At 71.8% G+C, this 17,425-nt stretch carries 16 protein-coding genes; 9 read left to right on the top strand and 7 right to left on the bottom strand.

Going from position 1 to position 17,425, the window contains the following annotated elements:
• Positions 1 to 49 precede the first annotated feature (49 nt).
• The 3 genes from EES43_RS06820 to EES43_RS06810 form a co-directional block, all read right to left on the bottom strand.
• A complete protein-coding gene (locus EES43_RS06820; RefSeq protein ID WP_124267880.1) occupies positions 50 to 1,138 on the bottom strand; it encodes a S1C family serine protease in 1,089 nt (362 codons plus the stop codon).
• Between the two features lie 120 nt (positions 1,139 to 1,258).
• Positions 1,259 to 1,963 carry a methyltransferase domain-containing protein gene (locus EES43_RS06815; RefSeq protein WP_124267879.1) on the bottom strand — a complete coding sequence of 235 codons (705 nt, stop codon included), beginning with the start codon at positions 1,961 to 1,963 and terminating at the stop codon, positions 1,259 to 1,261.
• 89 nt (positions 1,964 to 2,052) lie between these two features.
• Positions 2,053 to 2,649 (bottom strand): DUF3043 domain-containing protein, encoded by a 597-nt coding sequence (locus tag EES43_RS06810; protein WP_124267878.1) that lies wholly within the window; start codon positions 2,647 to 2,649, stop codon positions 2,053 to 2,055.
• Between the two features lie 298 nt (positions 2,650 to 2,947).
• Here EES43_RS06810 and EES43_RS06805 point away from each other — a divergent pair, with 298 nt between their 5' ends.
• The 5 genes from EES43_RS06805 to EES43_RS06785 all read left to right on the top strand — a co-directional run bounded on the left by EES43_RS06805 (position 2,948) and on the right by EES43_RS06785 (position 9,497).
• Positions 2,948 to 3,736, top strand: a complete 789-nt coding sequence (locus EES43_RS06805; RefSeq protein WP_124267877.1) for a PspA/IM30 family protein — start codon at positions 2,948 to 2,950, stop codon at positions 3,734 to 3,736.
• 10 nt (positions 3,737 to 3,746) lie between these two features.
• Positions 3,747 to 4,025, top strand: coding sequence for a PspA-associated protein PspAA (locus EES43_RS06800; RefSeq protein WP_124267876.1), 279 nt, complete (start codon positions 3,747 to 3,749; stop codon positions 4,023 to 4,025).
• Between the two features lie 163 nt (positions 4,026 to 4,188).
• Positions 4,189 to 5,460, top strand: coding sequence for a sensor histidine kinase (locus EES43_RS06795; RefSeq protein ID WP_124267875.1), 1,272 nt, complete (start codon positions 4,189 to 4,191; stop codon positions 5,458 to 5,460).
• Positions 5,457 to 6,164, top strand: a complete 708-nt coding sequence (locus EES43_RS06790; RefSeq protein ID WP_124267874.1) for a response regulator — start codon at positions 5,457 to 5,459, stop codon at positions 6,162 to 6,164. Before EES43_RS06795 ends, EES43_RS06790 begins: the two co-directional genes overlap by 4 nt.
• Positions 6,165 to 6,347: 183 nt before the next feature.
• Entirely contained in the window at positions 6,348 to 9,497 is a 3,150-nt protein-coding gene (locus tag EES43_RS06785) for an efflux RND transporter permease subunit (RefSeq protein ID WP_124267873.1), read from the top strand.
• Between the two features lie 123 nt (positions 9,498 to 9,620).
• Here EES43_RS06785 and nadA read toward each other — a convergent pair whose 3' ends face one another.
• Positions 9,621 to 10,808, bottom strand: a complete 1,188-nt coding sequence (gene nadA / locus EES43_RS06780) for a quinolinate synthase NadA (protein WP_206430000.1) — start codon at positions 10,806 to 10,808, stop codon at positions 9,621 to 9,623.
• A gap of 221 nt (positions 10,809 to 11,029) precedes the next feature.
• Here nadA and EES43_RS06775 point away from each other — a divergent pair, with 221 nt between their 5' ends.
• Complete coding sequence (locus EES43_RS06775) at positions 11,030 to 11,386, top strand: HesB/IscA family protein (RefSeq protein WP_003969624.1); 357 nt, start codon at positions 11,030 to 11,032, stop codon at positions 11,384 to 11,386.
• A 118-nt stretch (positions 11,387 to 11,504) separates the two neighbouring features.
• Here the strand turns inward: EES43_RS06775 and EES43_RS06770 are convergent, their stop codons facing one another.
• Both EES43_RS06770 and EES43_RS06765 read right to left on the bottom strand, forming a co-directional pair.
• Entirely contained in the window at positions 11,505 to 12,923 is a 1,419-nt protein-coding gene (locus EES43_RS06770) for a hypothetical protein (protein WP_124267871.1), read from the bottom strand.
• A 223-nt stretch (positions 12,924 to 13,146) separates the two neighbouring features.
• A complete protein-coding gene (locus EES43_RS06765; protein WP_124267870.1) occupies positions 13,147 to 13,344 on the bottom strand; it encodes a hypothetical protein in 198 nt (65 codons plus the stop codon).
• Positions 13,345 to 13,501: 157 nt separating this feature from the next.
• On the opposite strand from EES43_RS06765, the gene EES43_RS06760 reads away from it, so the two are divergent.
• Positions 13,502 to 14,476, top strand: coding sequence for a carbohydrate kinase family protein (locus EES43_RS06760; protein ID WP_124267869.1), 975 nt, complete (start codon positions 13,502 to 13,504; stop codon positions 14,474 to 14,476).
• An 11-nt stretch (positions 14,477 to 14,487) separates the two neighbouring features.
• On the opposite strand, the gene EES43_RS06755 is transcribed toward EES43_RS06760, so the two are convergent.
• Positions 14,488 to 15,870 (bottom strand): cysteine desulfurase/sulfurtransferase TusA family protein, encoded by a 1,383-nt coding sequence (locus EES43_RS06755; protein ID WP_124267868.1) that lies wholly within the window; start codon positions 15,868 to 15,870, stop codon positions 14,488 to 14,490.
• 271 nt (positions 15,871 to 16,141) lie between these two features.
• On the opposite strand from EES43_RS06755, the gene coxB reads away from it, so the two are divergent.
• Positions 16,142 to 17,110 (top strand): aa3-type cytochrome oxidase subunit II, encoded by a 969-nt coding sequence (gene coxB / locus EES43_RS06750; protein ID WP_124267867.1) that lies wholly within the window; start codon positions 16,142 to 16,144, stop codon positions 17,108 to 17,110.
• The coding region (locus EES43_RS06745) for a cbb3-type cytochrome c oxidase subunit I (protein ID WP_206429999.1) at positions 17,107 to 17,425 on the top strand (319 nt) is incomplete at its 3' end. The genes coxB and EES43_RS06745, both read left to right, overlap by 4 nt.

The raw sequence follows: 17,425 nt of genomic DNA, 5'->3' as shown, positions 1-17,425 counted from the left end.
CGGTACGGGAGCCTCCCGTACCGCCCGCCCCGCGCTCGCTCACCGGGCGTCAGATCTCGCCGAGCGTGACCTTGGCCGTCCTGGTCTTCTGGTCGCGCACGTACGTCACCGTCACCTTCTGGCCCGGCTTGTCGTTCGCCAGCGCCTCGGACAGCGAGGTGATGGTGGTGACGGGGCTGCCGCCGATCTTGGTGATGATGTCGCCGGTCCGCAGTCCCGCCTTCGCCGCCGCGCCGCCCTTCGCCACGCTGACCAGGGCCACCCCGGCCGGCTGGTAGCTCTCGTCGACGACCGTGCGGCCGGTGACGTTCAGCGCCGCCCGCCCCGAGTCGGTGACCTTGCCGTACTTGACGATCTGACTGGCGACCGTCTTGACCATCGACACCGGGATGGCGAAGCCGATGCCCGGCGCGGCGCTGTCACCGAGCTGCGGGTCCGTCGCGGCCAGGGTCGGGATGCCGATCACCTCGCTGTTCAGGTTGACCAGCGCGCCGCCGCTGTTGCCCGGGTTGATCGCGGCGGACGTCTGCACCATGTTGGCGATCGTCGCCCCCGTCCCGCCGTCGCTCTGGCTCTCGCTGACGGTCCGGCCGAGCCCGGAGACGATGCCCTGGGTGACGCTGCTGGACAGGCCGAGCGGTGAGCCCATCGCCAGCACGATCTGGCCGACCTCGACCTTCTGCGAGTTGCCGAACGTCGCGGGCTTCAGCCCCTCCGGGACGTCGTCGAGCTTGATGACGGCCAGGTCCTGCTGCGGGTAGGAGGAGACGAGCGACGCGCCGACCACCTTCTCGCCCGTGGCGACGGTGACCTTGAACTTCTTGCCCTTGCCCACGACATGGGCGTTGGTGACGATGTGGCCCTTGTCGTCGTAGACGATCCCGGAACCCAGGCCCTCCGACGCTTCGATCTGCACCACCGAGGGCAGCACGTCGTTGATGACCTTCTGGTAGGCGGCCTGGAGATCCTCCTGGGCGCGGGCGACGGAGCCCCGCGCCGTGCCCGGGGCACTGGCCCCCGGCCCGGCGGCGCGGGGCGCGGCGTCGGAGCAGCCGCCCACCAGGGCGATCGCACATACGCCTGCGGACAGGGGCAGCAGCAGCCTGCGCGTACGGCCGGCGAAGGAGGAAGCGTCCATAGACCGGAGTCTGGGCCGCACTCTTTCGGGTGGCCTGCGCTGATGGGCCGAACGGGGCCCGGGGCCACCCGCGCGGACCTCCCGCTCAGCGTGGCGACGCTCCCCGGCCGCGCTCGCGCTCTAGTCGCGCACTCCGCACAGGTGCAGCAGCGCCGCGACCCCCCGGTACGGATCGGTGCGGCCGGCCCGGTCCTCCAGGGCCACCGCCCGCTCCAGCTCCTCGGCCGGCAGCTCCACGTCGTTGCCCACGTTGTCGGTGAAGACCCGTACGCCGTACCAGGCGTGCAGCGGGGCGGCGATCCCGGCCAGGGTGTCCCGCAGCGCGTCGAGCCGGTCGGCGCGCACCGTCAGGCCGAGGCGGTTGGTGTAGGCGTCCGTGTCGAAGGCCGCCAGGGCCCCGCCGAAGTCGCCGACGAGCCCGGGGCGCATCGCGAGCGCGTCCGCGTTCCGCACGAGCAGCGACAGCAGGCCGCCCGGCGCCAGCATCCGGGCCAGCCCGGCCAGCATCGGGTCGGGCTCCTGGACGTACATCAGCACGCCGTGGCACAGCACCACGTCGAAGCTGCCCGGCAGGAAGTGCACGCCCGTGTCCCGGCCGTCGCCCTCGATCAGCCGGAACCGCTCGCGGATGCCCTCCGGCTCGGTCGCCAGCGAGGCGCGGGCGGTGCTCAGCATCCCGGCGTCCGACTCCAGACCGGTCACCGAGTGGCCGGCCCGCGCCAGCCGCAGCGCCTGGGTGCCCTGGCCCATGCCGACGTCCAGGACGCGCAGCCGCCGCCCGACGGGGAACCGCGCGGCTATCTGCTCGTCCAACTGCCGGGCCACCAACTCCTGGCGGACGGTGTTGCGTATGCCGCCGAGGCCCTCCAGCCACGCCGAGGAGACCCCCGCGAAGCCACCGGGCTCCGTCGTGCTCAGGGCCGCTCTCCGCGCTTGACCTGCGGCTTCGGCAGCCGCAGTCGGCGCATCTGGAGCGTGCGCATCAGCCCGTAGGCGACCGCCCCGCGCTTGGGCGTGTCGGGGAAGCGTTCCCGCAGCTGCTTCTTCAGCCGGATCGAGAGGCCGATCGAGTCGATCACGATCAGGATGATCACGGCGAGCCAGAGCAGCAGGGAGATGCTCTGGATGTTCTGCACCTGGATCACGCTGAGGATCAGGATGACCACGGCGAGCGGCAGGAAGTACTCGGCGATGCAGAAGCGCGAGTCCACGAAGTCGCGGACGAAGCGCCGGACCGGCCCCTTGTCGCGGACCGGGAGGTAGCGCTCGTCGCCCGAGGCCAGCGCCTCGCGCTGCCTGGCCAGGTCGGCCCGGCGCGCCTCGCGCTGGCGCTTCATGGCCGACTTGCGGTCGGTCGGGGTGCTGGAGGCACGCCGCCGCTGCGTCTGGGCCACGCTGCGCTTGGGTGTGGGTCGGCCCTTGGGGGCCTGCGGATTGCGGGTCTGCTTGGAGAGGTCCGCCGTCACCTTGTCGGTGGGGGCCTTCTCTTCCTTGGCGCGGCTACGGAACACAAAACCCAAGGGTACGGGGTCGGGTCCCGGACGCCGGGACCCGGGCGGGAACGATCCGGCAACGGACCGCGTCCGAAGAAGTGCGCCGACAGGGGCGGAAGCGGACGTTTGCCGCCCGGCCCCGGGGTGCCGCCTACACCCTGGGCGGGAGCGGTCACCGGCCGCAGTCGTCCTTGGGGAGGAGCACATCGGCGCTGGAACAGTGCGGTAATAGAGAAAGGGCCCGTACTGTGGGTCTATCGGGAGTGCCCGAGCTCAGTCCGTCAGAAGGGGGCGCGCGAAGCCCATGAGCGGTGTCATGAAGCGTATGGGGATGATCTTCCGCGCGAAGGCGAACAAGGCCCTTGACCGGGCCGAGGATCCGCGCGAGACCCTCGACTACTCGTACCAGAAGCAGCTGGAGCTGCTGCAGAAGGTGCGCCGCGGCGTCGCCGACGTGGCGACGTCCCGCAAGCGGCTGGAGCTCCAGCTGAACCAGTTGCAGGGTCAGTCGGCCAAGCTGGAGGACCAGGGCCGCAAGGCGCTGGCGCTGGGCCGCGAGGACCTGGCCCGCGAGGCGCTGTCCCGCCGCGCCGCCCTCCAGCAGCAGGTCACGGACCTGGAGACGCAGCACACCACGCTGCAGGGCGAGGAGGAGAAACTCACTCTCGCGGCCCAGCGGCTCCAGGCCAAGGTCGACGCCTTCCGCACGAAGAAGGAGACGATCAAGGCCACCTACACCGCGGCCCAGGCGCAGACCCGGATCGGCGAGGCGTTCTCCGGCATCTCCGAGGAGATGGGCGACGTCGGCCTGGCCATCCAGCGGGCCGAGGACAAGACGCAGCAGCTCCAGGCGCGGGCCGGAGCCATCGACGAACTGCTCGCCTCGGGCGCGCTGGACGACTCCAGCGGCACGGCGAAGGACGACATCGCCGCCGAGCTGGACCGGATCTCCGGTGGTACGGATGTGGAGCTGGAGCTCCAGCGCATGAAGGCCGAGCTGGCCGGCGGCTCCTCGTCCTCGCAGCAGGCCATCGAGGGCGGCGCTCAGGACGGCACGGAGCAGCCGCAGTCGCAGCAGTCTCCGAACAGGTTCGACAAGCAGTAAGGGCAGCGTCATGATCGTACGGATCATGGGGGAGGGCCAGGTCAGACTGGCCGACAGTCACATCGTCGAGCTCAACGAGCTGGACGACGTCCTGCTCAGGGAGGTGGAGAGCGGCGACGGCCCCGGCTTCCGCTCCACGCTCCACGCGCTCTTGGACAAGGTGCGCGAGCTCGGCACTCCGCTCGCCGACGACTCCCTGGAGCCGTCCGAGCTGATCCTGCCGGCGCCCGACGCCACCCTGGAGGACGTGCGCGCCATGCTCCGCGACGACGGGCTCATCCCCGGCTGAGGCGCCGCGCCCGCTCCCCGCGGCTCCCGCACGCCCGACGCCCCGCGCCCGGTCCACCGGACGCGGGGCGTCCCGCCCTCGGGCGACGGACGGCGGCCGTGTCCGGTCGCCCCACGGGCCAGGCGGACCGGCCCGCGCGGGACACGCCGTACCGTTGCATGACGTGACCACCCTCTCGTCCGGTTTCGCGCGCGCCCGCCGCTGCCTTCGGGACCACCCGCTCGCTTTCGACGCGGCCCTCGCCCTGTGCGTGCTCGTCTCGATGATCTGCGGTTCCTTCGCCGACCCGGGCTCCCGCCACGGGCCGTCGTTCGGCACCCGCACCCCCGAGGTGCTCAGCGTCCTGCTGACGGTGCTCGCCGCCGCCGCCCTCGTCCTGCGGCGACGGCGTCCGATGGCGGTGCTCGCCGCCACCTGCGCGCTCTCGGTCACCGAGTTCCTCCTGACGGACCCGCCCGCCCCCATCGTCGTCGCCGCCGTGATCGCCCTGTACACCGTCGCCTCGCACACCGACCGGCCCACCACCTGGCGCGTCGGGCTGCTGACCATGGCGGCCCTGACCGTCGCCTCCATGGTCTTCGGCTCGACGCCCTGGTACAGCCAGGAGAACGTCGGCGTCTTCGCCTGGACCGGGATGGCGGCGGCGGCCGGGGACGCCGTGCGCAGCAGGCGGGCGTTCGTCGACGCCATCCGCGAGCGCGCCGAACGGGCCGAGCGCACCCGCGAGGAGGAGGCCCGACGCCGCGTCGCCGAGGAACGGCTGCGCATCGCCCGCGACCTCCACGACGTCGTCGCCCACCACATCGCTCTGGTCAACGTCCAGGCCGGGGTCGCCGCCCACGTCATGGACAAGCGCCCCGACCAGGCCAAGGAGGCGCTCGCCCACGTCCGTGACGCCAGCCGCTCCGCGCTCAACGAACTGCGGGTCACCGTCGGCCTGCTGCGCCAGTCCGGAGACCCCGAGGCGCCCACCGAACCGGCCCCCGGACTCGCGGTCCTCGGCGAACTGGTCGACACCTTCCGCAACGCCGGGCTCCCCGTGCGGGTGGCCACCGTCGACCACGGGCCCTGGCTGCCGGCCACCGTCGACCTCGCCGCGTACCGGCTGATCCAGGAGGCCCTGACCAACGTCCGCAAGCACGCGGGGTCCGGCGCGCGGGCCGAGGTCAGCGTCGTACGGGTCGGGGCCACGGCCGAGGTCACCGTGCTGGACGACGGGCGCGGCGGTACGACGGCGGGCGGACCGGAGGCCGGTCTCGACGGTGGCCACGGGCTCGTCGGGATGCGCGAACGCGTCACCGCGCTCGGCGGCGCCCTCACCGCCGGACCTCGCTACGGAGGCGGGTTCCGGGTCCATGCGATCCTGCCCGTCGAGGCCCGCGCGGGTGAACCGGAGCTGCCGGAGGCGGCGGGCAGGACGGGGACGTGCCGATGACGCGACCGACACCGCCGGAGCCCATCAGGGTGCTGCTCGCGGACGACCAGGCGCTGCTGCGCAGCGCCTTCCGGGTGCTGGTGGACTCCGAGCCCGACATGGAGGTCGTCGGCGAGGCGGCCGACGGGGTGCAGGCGGTGGAGCTGGCCCGCGCGACCGGCCCCCACGTGGTGCTCATGGACATCCGGATGCCCGGTATGGACGGGCTCGCCGCCACCCGCGTGATCAGCGCCGACCCGACGCTGGCCGGGGTGCGGGTGGTCATGCTCACCACCTTCGAGGTCGACGAGTACGTGGTCCAGTCGCTGCGCGCCGGGGCCTCCGGATTCCTCGGCAAGGGCGCCGAGCCCGACGAACTGCTCAGCGCCATCCGGATCGCCGCCGCCGGCGAGGCGCTGCTCTCCCCGGCGGCCACCAAGGGGCTGATCGCCACCTTCCTGGCGCAGGGCGACCGCTCGGAGGAGGGGCCGAGCGGCGGGGAGTACGCGCGGCGGCTGGCGGCGCTCACCGTCCGCGAGCGCGAGGTGCTCGTGCTGGTCGCGGGCGGCCACTCCAACGACGAGATCGCCGCACGGCTCGCGGTCAGCCCGCTCACCGTGAAGACCCATGTGAACCGGGCGATGGCGAAGGTCGGCGCCCGGGATCGTGCCCAATTGGTCGTAATCGCCTACGAATCGGGCCTGGTGCGTCCTCGGGCGGAGTGACGGGAGGAGAAACGGCGTACTCCAGCTGCGGTATGCACGGCGTAAGAAAGCAGCCCGGGGGCCGACGTTTCGGCGGCCGGGGTCGTAGATCGTATGAACGGGCGGGATGTAACCCCGTTTCTTCCCCGCCCGTCCGCCTCGTACGCCACAGAAGCTCGTACGCCACAGAAGAGAGACCCACCCATGTCCTGGCTGTCCAGATTCAGCCTCGCGCAAAGGGCGCTGATCGGGCTGATCTCGATCGTCGCGCTCGTCTTCGGCGCGATAGCGATCCCGCAGCTCAAGCAGCAGCTGTTGCCCACCATCGAACTTCCGATGGTCTCGGTACTGGCCCCCTACCAGGGTGCGTCTCCCGAAGTGGTGGAGAAGCAGGTCGTCGAACCGCTGGAGAACTCCATCAAGGCCGTCGACGGCGTCGAGGGCATCACCTCGACCGCCGGCGAGGGCAGCGCGGTCGTCATGGCGACCTTCGACTTCGGCGACGAGGGCACCAAGCAGCTCGTCGCCGACATCCAGCAGGCCGTCAACCGGGCCCGCGCCCAGCTCCCGGACACCGTCGACCCGCAGGTCGTCGCCGGTTCCACCGACGACATGCCGGCCGTGGTCCTCGCCGTCACCTCCGACAAGGACCAGCAGGCGCTGGCCGACCAGCTCGACCGCACGGTCGTGCCCGCCCTCCAGGACATCGAGGGCGTCGGCCAGGTCACGATCGACGGCGTGCGGGACCTCCAGGTCTCCGTCGTGCCCGACGACCGCAAGCTCGCCGCGGCCGGCCTCGACGCGGCGGCCCTGGCGCAGGCCCTCCAGTCCGGCGGGGCCACCGTGCCGGCCGGCGCCTTCTCCGAGTCCGGCGAGAACCGCGCGATCCAGGTCGGCGGCGGCTTCACCTCGCTCCAGCAGATCGAGGACCTCCGGATCGCCCCCAAGGCCCCGGCGGGCGGCCCGAGCGGCGACCCGGTCCGCCTCGGCGACGTGGCCGAGGTGAAGGAGCGGCCGGCCGTCGCCGACTCCATCACCCGGACGAACGGCAGGCCGAGCCTCGCCGTGGCGGCGACGATGGACAAGGACGGCAGCGCCGTCGCCATCTCGGAGGCCGTCCAGGACAAGCTTCCCGACCTGCGCAAGGACCTCGGCGGCGGCGCCGAGCTGACCGTCGTCTCGGACCAGGGCCCCGCCGTCTCCAAGGCGGTCTCCGGTCTGACCACCGAGGGCGCGCTCGGTCTCGTCTTCGCCGTCCTGGTGATCCTGGTCTTCCTCGCCTCGATCCGCTCGACACTGGTCACCGCGGTCTCCATCCCGCTCTCGGTCGTCCTCGCGCTGATCGTGCTCTGGACCCGCGACCTGTCGCTCAACATGCTCACGCTCGGCGCGCTGACCATCGCCATCGGCCGGGTCGTCGACGACTCGATCGTGGTCCTGGAGAACATCAAGCGCCACCTCGGCTACGGCGAGGAGCGGCACGCGGCGATCGTCACCGCGGTGAAGGAGGTCGCCGGAGCGGTCACTGCGTCCACGCTCACCACGGTCGCGGTGTTCCTGCCCATCGGCCTGGTCGGCGGGATGGTCGGCCAGCTCTTCGGTTCGTTCTCGCTCACCGTCACGGCCGCCCTGCTGGCCTCGCTGCTGGTCTCGCTCACCGTCGTACCGGTCCTGTCGTTCTGGTTCCTGAGGGCCCCCAAGGGCACGTCGGAGGACGCGGACGAGGCCCGCCGGCAGGCCGAGGAGAAGGAGGCCGCCAGCAAGCTCCAGCGCCTCTACATCCCGGTCCTGCGCTTCGCGACCCGCCGCCGTGTCACCAGCCTGGTCATCGCCGTCGCGGTGCTGCTCGGCACCTTCGGCATGGTGCCGCTGCTCAAGACGAACTTCTTCGACGCGGGCGAGCAGGAGGTGCTCTCCGTCAAGCAGGAGCTGGCCCCGGGCACCAGCCTGGAGGCCGCGGACGAGGCGGCCCGCAAGGTCGAGAAGGTCCTCGCCGAGGACCGGGGCGTCAAGGACTACCAGGTCACCGTCGGTTCGTCCGGCTTCATGGCGGCCTTCGGCGGCGGCTCGGGCTCCAACCAGGCCTCCTACCAGGTCACCCTGAAGGACGCGGGCGAGTTCGAGGCGGCCCAGAAGCGCATCGACGCGGCCCTCGGCAAGCTCGACGGCATCGGGGACACCACCATCGCCGCCGGAGACGGCTTCGGCAGCCAGGACCTGAGCGTCGTGGTCAAGGCCGCCGACGCGGACACGCTGAAGAAGGCGGCGGACGCGGTGAAGGCCGAGGTCGCCACCGTCGAGGACGTCACCGACGTCGAGAGCGACCTGTCGCAGAGCGTCCCGCGGATCTCCGTCACCGCCAACGAGAAGTCGGCCGCCGCCGGTCTCGACTCGGCCGCCCTCGGCGGCATCGTGGCCGGAGCCGTCCGCGGCGTCCCGGCGGGCACGGCCGTACTCGGCGACACCGAGCGCGACATCGTCGTCGCCTCGTCCCGTCCCGCCACCACGATGGCCGAGCTGAAGGCGCTGCCGGTCGGCCCCGCGAAGCTCGGCCGGATCGCGGACGTCAAGCTGGTCCCCGGCCCGGTCTCGATGACCCGGATCGACGGTCAGCGGGCGGCCACGATCACCGCCAAGCCCGTCGGCGACAACACCGGCGCGGTCGGCACCGCGCTCGCCTCGAAGATCGACGCGCTGGACCTCCCCGACGGCGCCACCGCCACCATCGGCGGCGTCACCGAGGACCAGAACGACGCCTTCGCCAAGCTCGGCCTCGCCATGCTGGCGGCCATCGCGATCGTCTTCATGCTGCTGGTGGCGACCTTCCGGTCGCTCGTCCAGCCGCTGATCCTGCTGGTCTCGGTGCCGTTCGCGGCGACCGGAGCCCTCGGCCTCCTGATCCTCACCGGCACCCCGATGGGCGTCCCGGCGATGATCGGCATGCTGATGCTCATCGGCATCGTGGTCACCAACGCGATCGTGCTGATCGACCTGATCAACCAGTACCGCGACCAGGGCCTGGGCATCGTGGAAGCCGTCATCGAGGGCGGTCGCCACCGGCTCCGCCCGATCCTGATGACGGCGCTGGCCACCATCTTCGCCCTGCTCCCGATGGCGCTCGGCGTCACCGGCGAGGGCGGCTTCATCTCGCAGCCGCTCGGCGTCGTGGTGATCGGCGGCCTGATCAGCTCCACGCTGCTCACCCTGCTCCTCGTGCCGACGCTGTACGCGATGGTCGAGCTGCGCAAGGAGCGCCGCGCGAAGAAGAAGGCGGACAAGCGCGCCGCGAAGGCGGGCACGCCGGAGCGGTCCGAGCCGGACGAGGCGCGGGAGCCGGCTTCCTCGACCGTCTAAGCCGACGCCGTAGGAGAAGAGGACGCCGCAGAAGAAAGGGGGTCTGTCCCACGCACCGTGCGTGGGACAGACCCCCTTTCAGGTCTCCTCGGGCCTCACGGCCACCCGGCCGAAGCCGGCGGGCTACGGCAGCGCCAGCATCCGCTCCAGGGCGAGCTTCGCGTACTTCTCCGTCTCCGGGTCGACCTCGATCCGGTTGACCAGCTTGCCCTCGGCCAGCGACTCCAGGGTCCAGACCAGGTGCGGCAGGTCGATCCGGTTCATCGTCGAGCAGAAGCAGACCGTCTTGTCGAGGAAGACGATCTCCTTGTCCTCGTCGGCGAAACGGTTCGCCAGCCGGCGGACCAGGTTCAGCTCCGTGCCGATGGCCCACTTCGAGCCGGCCGGGGCCGCCTCCAGGGCCTTGATGATGTACTCCGTCGAGCCCACGTAGTCCGCCGCGGCCACGACCTCGTGCTTGCACTCCGGGTGCACCAGCACGTTGACCCCGGGCATCCGGGCGCGTACGTCCTCGACCGACTCGACCGAGAAGCGGCCGTGGACCGAGCAGTGCCCGCGCCACAGGATCATCTTCGCGTTCCGCAGCTGCTCGGCGGTGAGCCCGCCGTTCGGCTTGTGCGGGTTGTAGAGGACGCAGTCCTCCAGCTCCATGCCCATGTCCCGCACCGCCGTGTTCCGGCCGAGGTGCTGGTCGGGCAGGAAGAGGATCTTCTCGCCCTGCTCGAAGGCCCACTCCAGGGCCCGCTTCGCGTTGGACGAGGTGCAGATGGTGCCGCCGTGCCGCCCGGTGAAGGCCTTGATGTCGGCGGAGGAGTTCATGTAGGAGACGGGGACCACCTGGTCGGCGACGCCCGCCTCCGTCAGCACGTCCCAGCACTCGGCGACCTGCTCGGCGGTGGCCATGTCGGCCATCGAGCAGCCGGCGGCCAGGTCCGGCAGCACGACCTTCTGGTCGTCCGTGGTCAGGATGTCGGCGGACTCGGCCATGAAGTGCACACCGCAGAAGACGATGTACTCGGCCTCCGGGCGGGCCGCCGCGTCCCGCGCGAGCTTGAAGGAGTCGCCGGTGACGTCCGCGAACTGGATGACCTCGTCACGCTGGTAGTGGTGGCCGAGGACGAAGACCTTGTCCCCCAGCTTCTCCTTCGCGGCGCGGGCGCGCTCGACGAGGTCGGGGTCGGAGGGGGAGGGGAGGTCGCCGGGGCATTCGACGCCGCGCTCGCTCCTCGGGTCGGCCTCACGGCCGAGCAGCAGCAGCGCGAGCGGTGTCGGCTGTACATCCAGGGGCTGGGCCGTGGTCACGTCACGCACCCTTTCTTCTCTGCGAACGCCTTTTCGTCTATTTGACGCTATCTATCATAACCGCTTCGTGTCACGTTGACGATGGCGATAGCGTCGATGTGACGCATCCCCCGGGCGGTGCGGTGTGCGAGCATGAAAAGGAACAGACAAGCGCTTGGCCCGGAATGAATCCGCGGTTCTGGCGGTTGCACCCGTCGGCAAGCAGTCCGTACAACCCGGGAGAGAAGCAGATGTCCGTATCGGACGAGACCACCACCGTGAGCGACGGCATCCTCCTGTCCGACGCCGCCGCAGCCAAGGTCAAGGGCCTGCTGGAGCAGGAAGGCCGCGAGGACCTGGCACTGCGCGTCGCCGTCCAGCCCGGCGGCTGCTCCGGCCTGCGCTACCAGCTCTTCTTCGACGAGCGCTCCCTTGACGGCGACGTCGTCAAGGACTTCGACGGCGTCAAGGTCGTCACCGACCGGATGAGCGCCCCGTACCTGGGCGGCGCCTCCATCGACTTCGTCGACACCATCGAGAAGCAGGGCTTCACGATCGACAACCCGAACGCCACCGGCTCCTGCGCCTGCGGCGACTCGTTCAGCTAGCCGCCCCGCCCGCTGCTCGCCCCGCGCGAGCCGGGCGGACGAGCGCGACGGCGGCGGCCCCGGGAGGGATTCCCGGGGCCGCCGCCGTGTCGCGCCTCGCGTGCCGTAGCCCGGCGCGTCAGCTCCGCGGCACCTTGGCGCCGGAGGCCGCGTCGATCACCGTCCGATCGCCCAGCGGAGCGTCCAGCGCCACCGTGCGCTTCAGCTCCTTGGCGATCATGACGCAGGGCTTCTTCTCACCCCCGCGCGGCTTCTCCGTGACGACGATCCGCACCTGACCAGCGCTCTCCCGGGCGCTCGCCGTGTACGTACTGCACACACCGCCCCAGAAGGTCACCTCCAGGGTCCGCCCCCCGGCGTCGTACGAGGTCACCTTCCGCTCGCCACCCGGCTCCGCCGACGGGGGCTCCGCCAGGAACTCCTCGGGGACCGCGACCTGCGTGACGACGCTCTCCGGTCCGCCCGGGGCCGCGCGGACCGTGAACAGCCAGGAAGGCACCAGGGCCTGCCGGCCGCCGACCTGCTGGAGCGCCAGCCCGAACACCGCCTCGTGCACCGTCCGCTTCTCCGGGGCCCGGTTGCCGTTCGACGGCACGCACTGCGGCTGCGACGGCTTCGGCTCGCCTTCCAGCGGTACGGGGGTGGCGCAGCCGGCGACGTCACCGCCGCCGCCCCGGCTCGCCGCGTTCAGCCGCTTCAGCGCCTGCTCGGCCCCGACCGCCGGGTAGACGTCGCCCTTCTCCAGCGCCTTCAGCTGTCCGCTGCCGCCGGTCACCTCGCCGTCCGGGCCCACCTGGATCCCCGTCGACCAGCCGTAGGTGGGCAGCCCGCCCACCTTCGGGTCGGCGTTCACCACGCGGACGCCCTCCATCAACTGGTTCGTGTTCAGGGTCGCGTCACCCTGGCCGACGGCCTTCAGCACGGGCGCCGCCGCGGCCTTCGCCTCCGCGGGGCTCACCGGATCGCCGCCCGCCCCCGGCCCCTCGTTCGCGCACATCATGCCTGGGTCGCAGGGCCTGGCCGGGACGGACCGGGTGAACGTCCAGCTGCCCGGCGCCTGCTTGCCCACCTTCAGCAGCGCTCCCGGGCCGTCCTCGTCGCCCACCTGCCAGGACGCGCCCACCGTCCGCGGCGAGCCCGGGATGCCGAGCGCCTTCGCCAGCCGGGCGACGTCCGCCGGCGCGACCGTCCCGGCGGCCCGGTACACCGCCGCCTCGCCGGGGCCGTCGGGCAGCTCGCCCGCCGCCCGGTAGACCGCGGGCGGGCCGTTCGGATCCGGCTCGCCCGGCGCGATGCCCGGCGGGGCGGAACTGCCGCCTCCGGAGGCGTCCAGCGCCAGCGGCGGGACGGACTTCCGCGCCGCCGCCCGGCTGTCCGCCGTTCCGCTGTCCGCCCCTGAGCCGTCCGAGGCGGTGGCGGCCCAGTACACCCCGCCGCCCCCGGCCAGCAGGACGGCCGCGGCCACCGAGGCCACCGCGAGCGGCGGGCGCCGCCGCCGGGGGCCTGTCACGTCGTTGTCGGGTCGCTCGGTGCTCACCGGATCGCTCCTTCGACTGTGTCGCCGTCGCGTGGACCACGCGTGTCCCCGGGCGGGGACAGCGATGGGACGGGGCACGGGAGCGGACGGTTCCCCTCCCGCCCGCTCCCGTGCCCCGTCCCTGCCGGCGTGGTCCGTCCTCGCTGCCGGGGCCGCCGACCGGTTCACGCCGGATCCGCCGGGAAAAGGGCCGGAACGCGCCGGTGGCCCGCGGCCGACCGTCTCAGTCGCCGAATGCGGACATTCCGTCCACCAGTCGGGCCGACGCGGGCGGGACCGTGACGCCGTGGATCCGCGACGGTTTCACCGGAGCGGGCGCGGTCTTCGCAGGTACGGCCCAGTGCGGCGCCATCCGCGCGCAGTCGCCGCGCAGTGCGGCCAGGCTCTCTTCGGGCTCTCGCGGTGCGGTCTGCTTCGACATGCCCGCACCGTAACCACGGTCACGCTCAGGTAGAAAGACCTACTATCGGGTAGTTTTCCCTTTTCCGGCCCGGCGGGCTCACCCGGTAGCGTGAACTGTCACGCCGACCCGGAGGGCGCAGTCACGGCCCTTCGCCTTCCGCAGGAGCAGCCTCCCCGTGCGAATCGCAGTCACCGGCTCCATCGCCACCGATCACCTGATGACCTTCCCCGGCCGTTTCGCCGACCAGCTGGTCGCCGATCAGCTGCACACGGTCTCCCTCTCCTTCCTGGTCGACAACCTCGACGTCCGGCGGGGCGGTGTCGCCGCCAACATCTGCTTCGGGATGGGGCTGCTCGGCACGCGGCCGATCCTCGTCGGCGCCGCGGGCTCCGACTTCGACGAGTACCGCGCCTGGCTCGACCGGCACGGCGTCGAGACCGGCTCGGTCCGCATCTCCGAGGTCCTGCACACCGCCCGCTTCGTCTGCACCACCGACGCCGACCACAACCAGATCGGCTCCTTCTACACCGGCGCGATGAGCGAGGCCCGCCTGATCGAGCTGAAGAACGTCGCGGACCGCGTCGGCGGCCTGGACCTCGTCTCGATCGGCGCCGACGACCCGGAGGCGATGCTCCGCCACACCGAGGAGTGCCGCTCGCGGAACATCCCGTTCGCCGCGGACTTCTCGCAGCAGATCGCGCGCATGGACGGCGACGAGATCCGCATCCTGCTGGACGGCGCCACCTACCTCTTCTCCAACGAGTACGAGAAGGGGCTCATCGAGTCCAAGACCGGCTGGAGCGACGAGGAGATCCTGGCCAAGGTCGGCCACCGCGTCACCACGCTCGGCGCCCGCGGCGTGCGGATCGAGCGGGTCGGCGAGCCGGTCATCGAGGTCGGCTGCCCGGAGGAGGACACGAAGGCGGACCCGACCGGCGTCGGCGACGCCTTCCGGGCCGGCTTCCTCTCCGGCCTCGCCTGGGGCGTCGGCCTGGAGCGCGCGGCCCAGGTGGGCTGCATGCTGGCCACGCTCGTCATCGAGACCGTCGGCACCCAGGAGTACACCCTGCGCCGCACCCACTTCATGGACCGCTTCACCAAGGCGTACGGCCACGAGGCCGCGGGCGAGGTCCGGCAGCACCTCGCGTAACCGGTATCCGGTCAGCTGAGCCGGCGGACCACATAGGCCGCACCGCGGTCCGCCGGCTCCTCGCCCACGTACTCCTGCTCCCGCATCTCGCACCAGGCCGGAATGTCCAGGCGCGCCGCCTCGTCGTCGGAGAGCACCGTCACCGTGGAGCCCACCGGTACCTCCCCGATCACCTTTGCGAGCTCGATCACCGGGATCGGGCACCGCCGCCCCAGCGCGTCGACCACCAGGGACGCGGCGGGCCCGGGGGAGGGGGCCGCCGCCACCGGCGCGCCCAGCCGCTCCCGCACCCCGGCGACCACGCCCGGCAGCACGTCGAGGAACCGGTCGACGTCGGCCTCCCGCGTGCCCGCCGGCAGCGACACCCGGACGTTGCCCTCCGACAGCACGCCCATCGCTTTGAGCACATGGCTGGGCGTCAGGGTGCTGCTCGTGCAGGACGAACCGGACGATACGGAGAATTCCCGGCGGTCAAGTTCGTGCAGCAGGGCCTCTCCGTCGACATAGAGACACGAGAAGGTGACCAGGTGCGGCAGCCGGCGCTCCGGATCCCCGACCACCTCCACGTCCGGCACCACCCGGCCCACCGTCGTCCGGATCCGGTCAACCAGGGCCCGCAGCCGGGCCGCCTCGCCCGCCGCCTCCGCCCGTACCGCGCGCAGCGAGGCCGCCGCGGCCACGATCGCCGGAAGGTTCTCGAACCCCGGCGCCCGGCCCGACTCCCGCTCCCCGGTCGGGCCTTGGGGCGAGAAGCGCACGCCCTTGCGGACCGCGAGCAGCCCCACCCCGGCCGGTCCGCCCCACTTGTGGGCGCTCGCGGCCAGCAGCGACCAGCCGTCCGGAACCGGCCCCCAGCCCAGCGACTGCGCCGCGTCCACCAGCAGCGGCACCCCGGCGGCGGCGCAGCGCGCGGCGGCGTCCGCCACCGGCTGCTCGGTGCCCACCTCGTGGTTGGCCGACTGGAGGCAGGCCAGCGCGGTGTCCGCCCGCAGCGCCCCGGCGAACACCTCCGGGTCCACGGCGCCCGTCCGCTCCACCGGCGCCTCGGTGGACGTCCCGCCCGCCGCCTCGTGGGCAGCCGCCGCGTGGAGCACCGAGGAGTGCTCGACCGCCGAGAGGACCAGATGGCGGCCGACACGCCGACGCCCCGCAAGGGCCCCGGCGATTCCCGCGTGCACGGCCGAGGTCCCCGACGAGGTGAAGACGAGCTCGTCCGGGCGGCAGCCGACGGCCTCCGCCGCGGCCTCCCGGGCCGCGTCCAGCAGCAGCCGGGCCCGCCGCCCCTCCCGGTACAGCCGGGCGGGGTCGGCCCAGCCCTCGTCGAGCGCGGCGAGCAGCGCCTGGCGGGCGACGGGGTGGAGGGGGGCGGCGGAGGCGGCGTCGAAGTAGGGCACGCCGCCACGCTAGCCCGCACCCGCGCCCGCCTCGCCTCCCGGCCGCCCGGGAGGCGGGGAGAGAGGCCGTCAGATGCGGCTCCGAGGCCCTGATTCCACCCCTTCGGGGTGTCGGGCGGCGCGTTGGGCACCCTCCCCGCGCGACCCCAAATAGCGTCCAGTAGGGTTTGGTCCGCATAAACATCCAAACCCCTGCCCGCGTCAGGGCCGGCGACCGACCAGAGATACGGGCGCGCCGACCGTGCGGGCGAGACTCTCGGGAAGGCGCTACGTGAGTCCCAACGGCTCCGACCGCTCGTCGCGGCGCCCGATGCGGCGGAAGCTGCCGCAGGTGCTGACTGCGGGCCTGGTCCTGGCGACGGCCTCCGGTTGTTCATACAACTGGGAGGATTTTCCCCGCCTCGGTATGCCCACCCCGGTAACGGAAGAGGCCCCTCGGATCCTCTCCCTCTGGCAAGGCTCGTGGGCGGCAGCGCTCGTCACGGGTGTCCTTGTCTGGGGGCTGATCCTCTGGAGCGTCATCTTCCACCGGCGTAGCCGGACCAAGGTGGAGGTACCTCCGCAGACCAGGTACAACATGCCCATCGAGGCGCTGTACACAGTGGTCCCCCTCATCATCGTCTCGGTGCTCTTCTACTTCACCGCGCGCGATGAATCCAAGCTCCTGGAGCTCTCCGAGAAGCCCACCCACACCATCAACGTGGTCGGCTACCAGTGGAGCTGGGCCTTCAACTACATCGAGAAGGTGGAAGGCCAGCCCGCCGCGGGCGACGAGATCCCCAAGGAGCTCGACGCCATCCCCGACCGGTTCCGCGAGGGCTTCCCCAAGGGCGCCGGCGGCGTCTACGACGCGGGCATCCCGGGAACCCGGAACCCGCAGAACGGCAACCCGGGCCCGACCCTGTGGCTGCCGAAGGGTGAGAAGGTCCGCTTCGTCCTCACTTCGCGTGACGTCATCCACTCCTTCTGGGTGGTGCCGTTCCTCATGAAGCAGGACGTCATCCCGGGCCACACCAACGCGTTCGAGGTCACTCCCAACCGGGAGGGCACCTTCATGGGCAAGTGCGCCGAGCTCTGTGGCGTCGACCACTCCCGGATGCTCTTCAACGTCAAGGTCGTCTCCCCCGAGCGTTACCAGCAGCACCTCAAGGAGCTGGCGGAGAAGGGTCAGACGGGCTACGTGCCGGCAGGCATCGAGCAGACGGACCCGGCCAGGAATGCGGAGACGAACAAACTGTGAGCATCCTCAACGAACCTCAGGGTGCCGCTCCGGCAGACGACTCGTACGAGGACGAGCTGCCGGTGCGACGCAAGCAGCCGGGAAACGTCGTCGTCAAGTGGCTGACCACCACTGACCACAAGACGATCGGCACGCTCTACCTGGTCACCTCGTTCCTCTTCTTCTGCATCGGCGGACTCATGGCGCTCTTCATGCGCGCCGAGCTGGCCCGTCCCGGTACGCAGATCATGTCGAACGAGCAGTTCAACCAGGCGTTCACGATGCACGGCACGATCATGCTGCTGATGTTCGCGACGCCGCTGTTCTCCGGATTCG

The organism is Streptomyces sp. ADI96-02, assembly GCF_003846185.1.
Classification (GTDB): domain Bacteria; phylum Actinomycetota; class Actinomycetes; order Streptomycetales; family Streptomycetaceae; genus Streptomyces.
The sequence above is the reverse complement of the archived record's forward strand: the minus strand, read 5'-3'. Positions and strand labels throughout refer to the sequence as shown.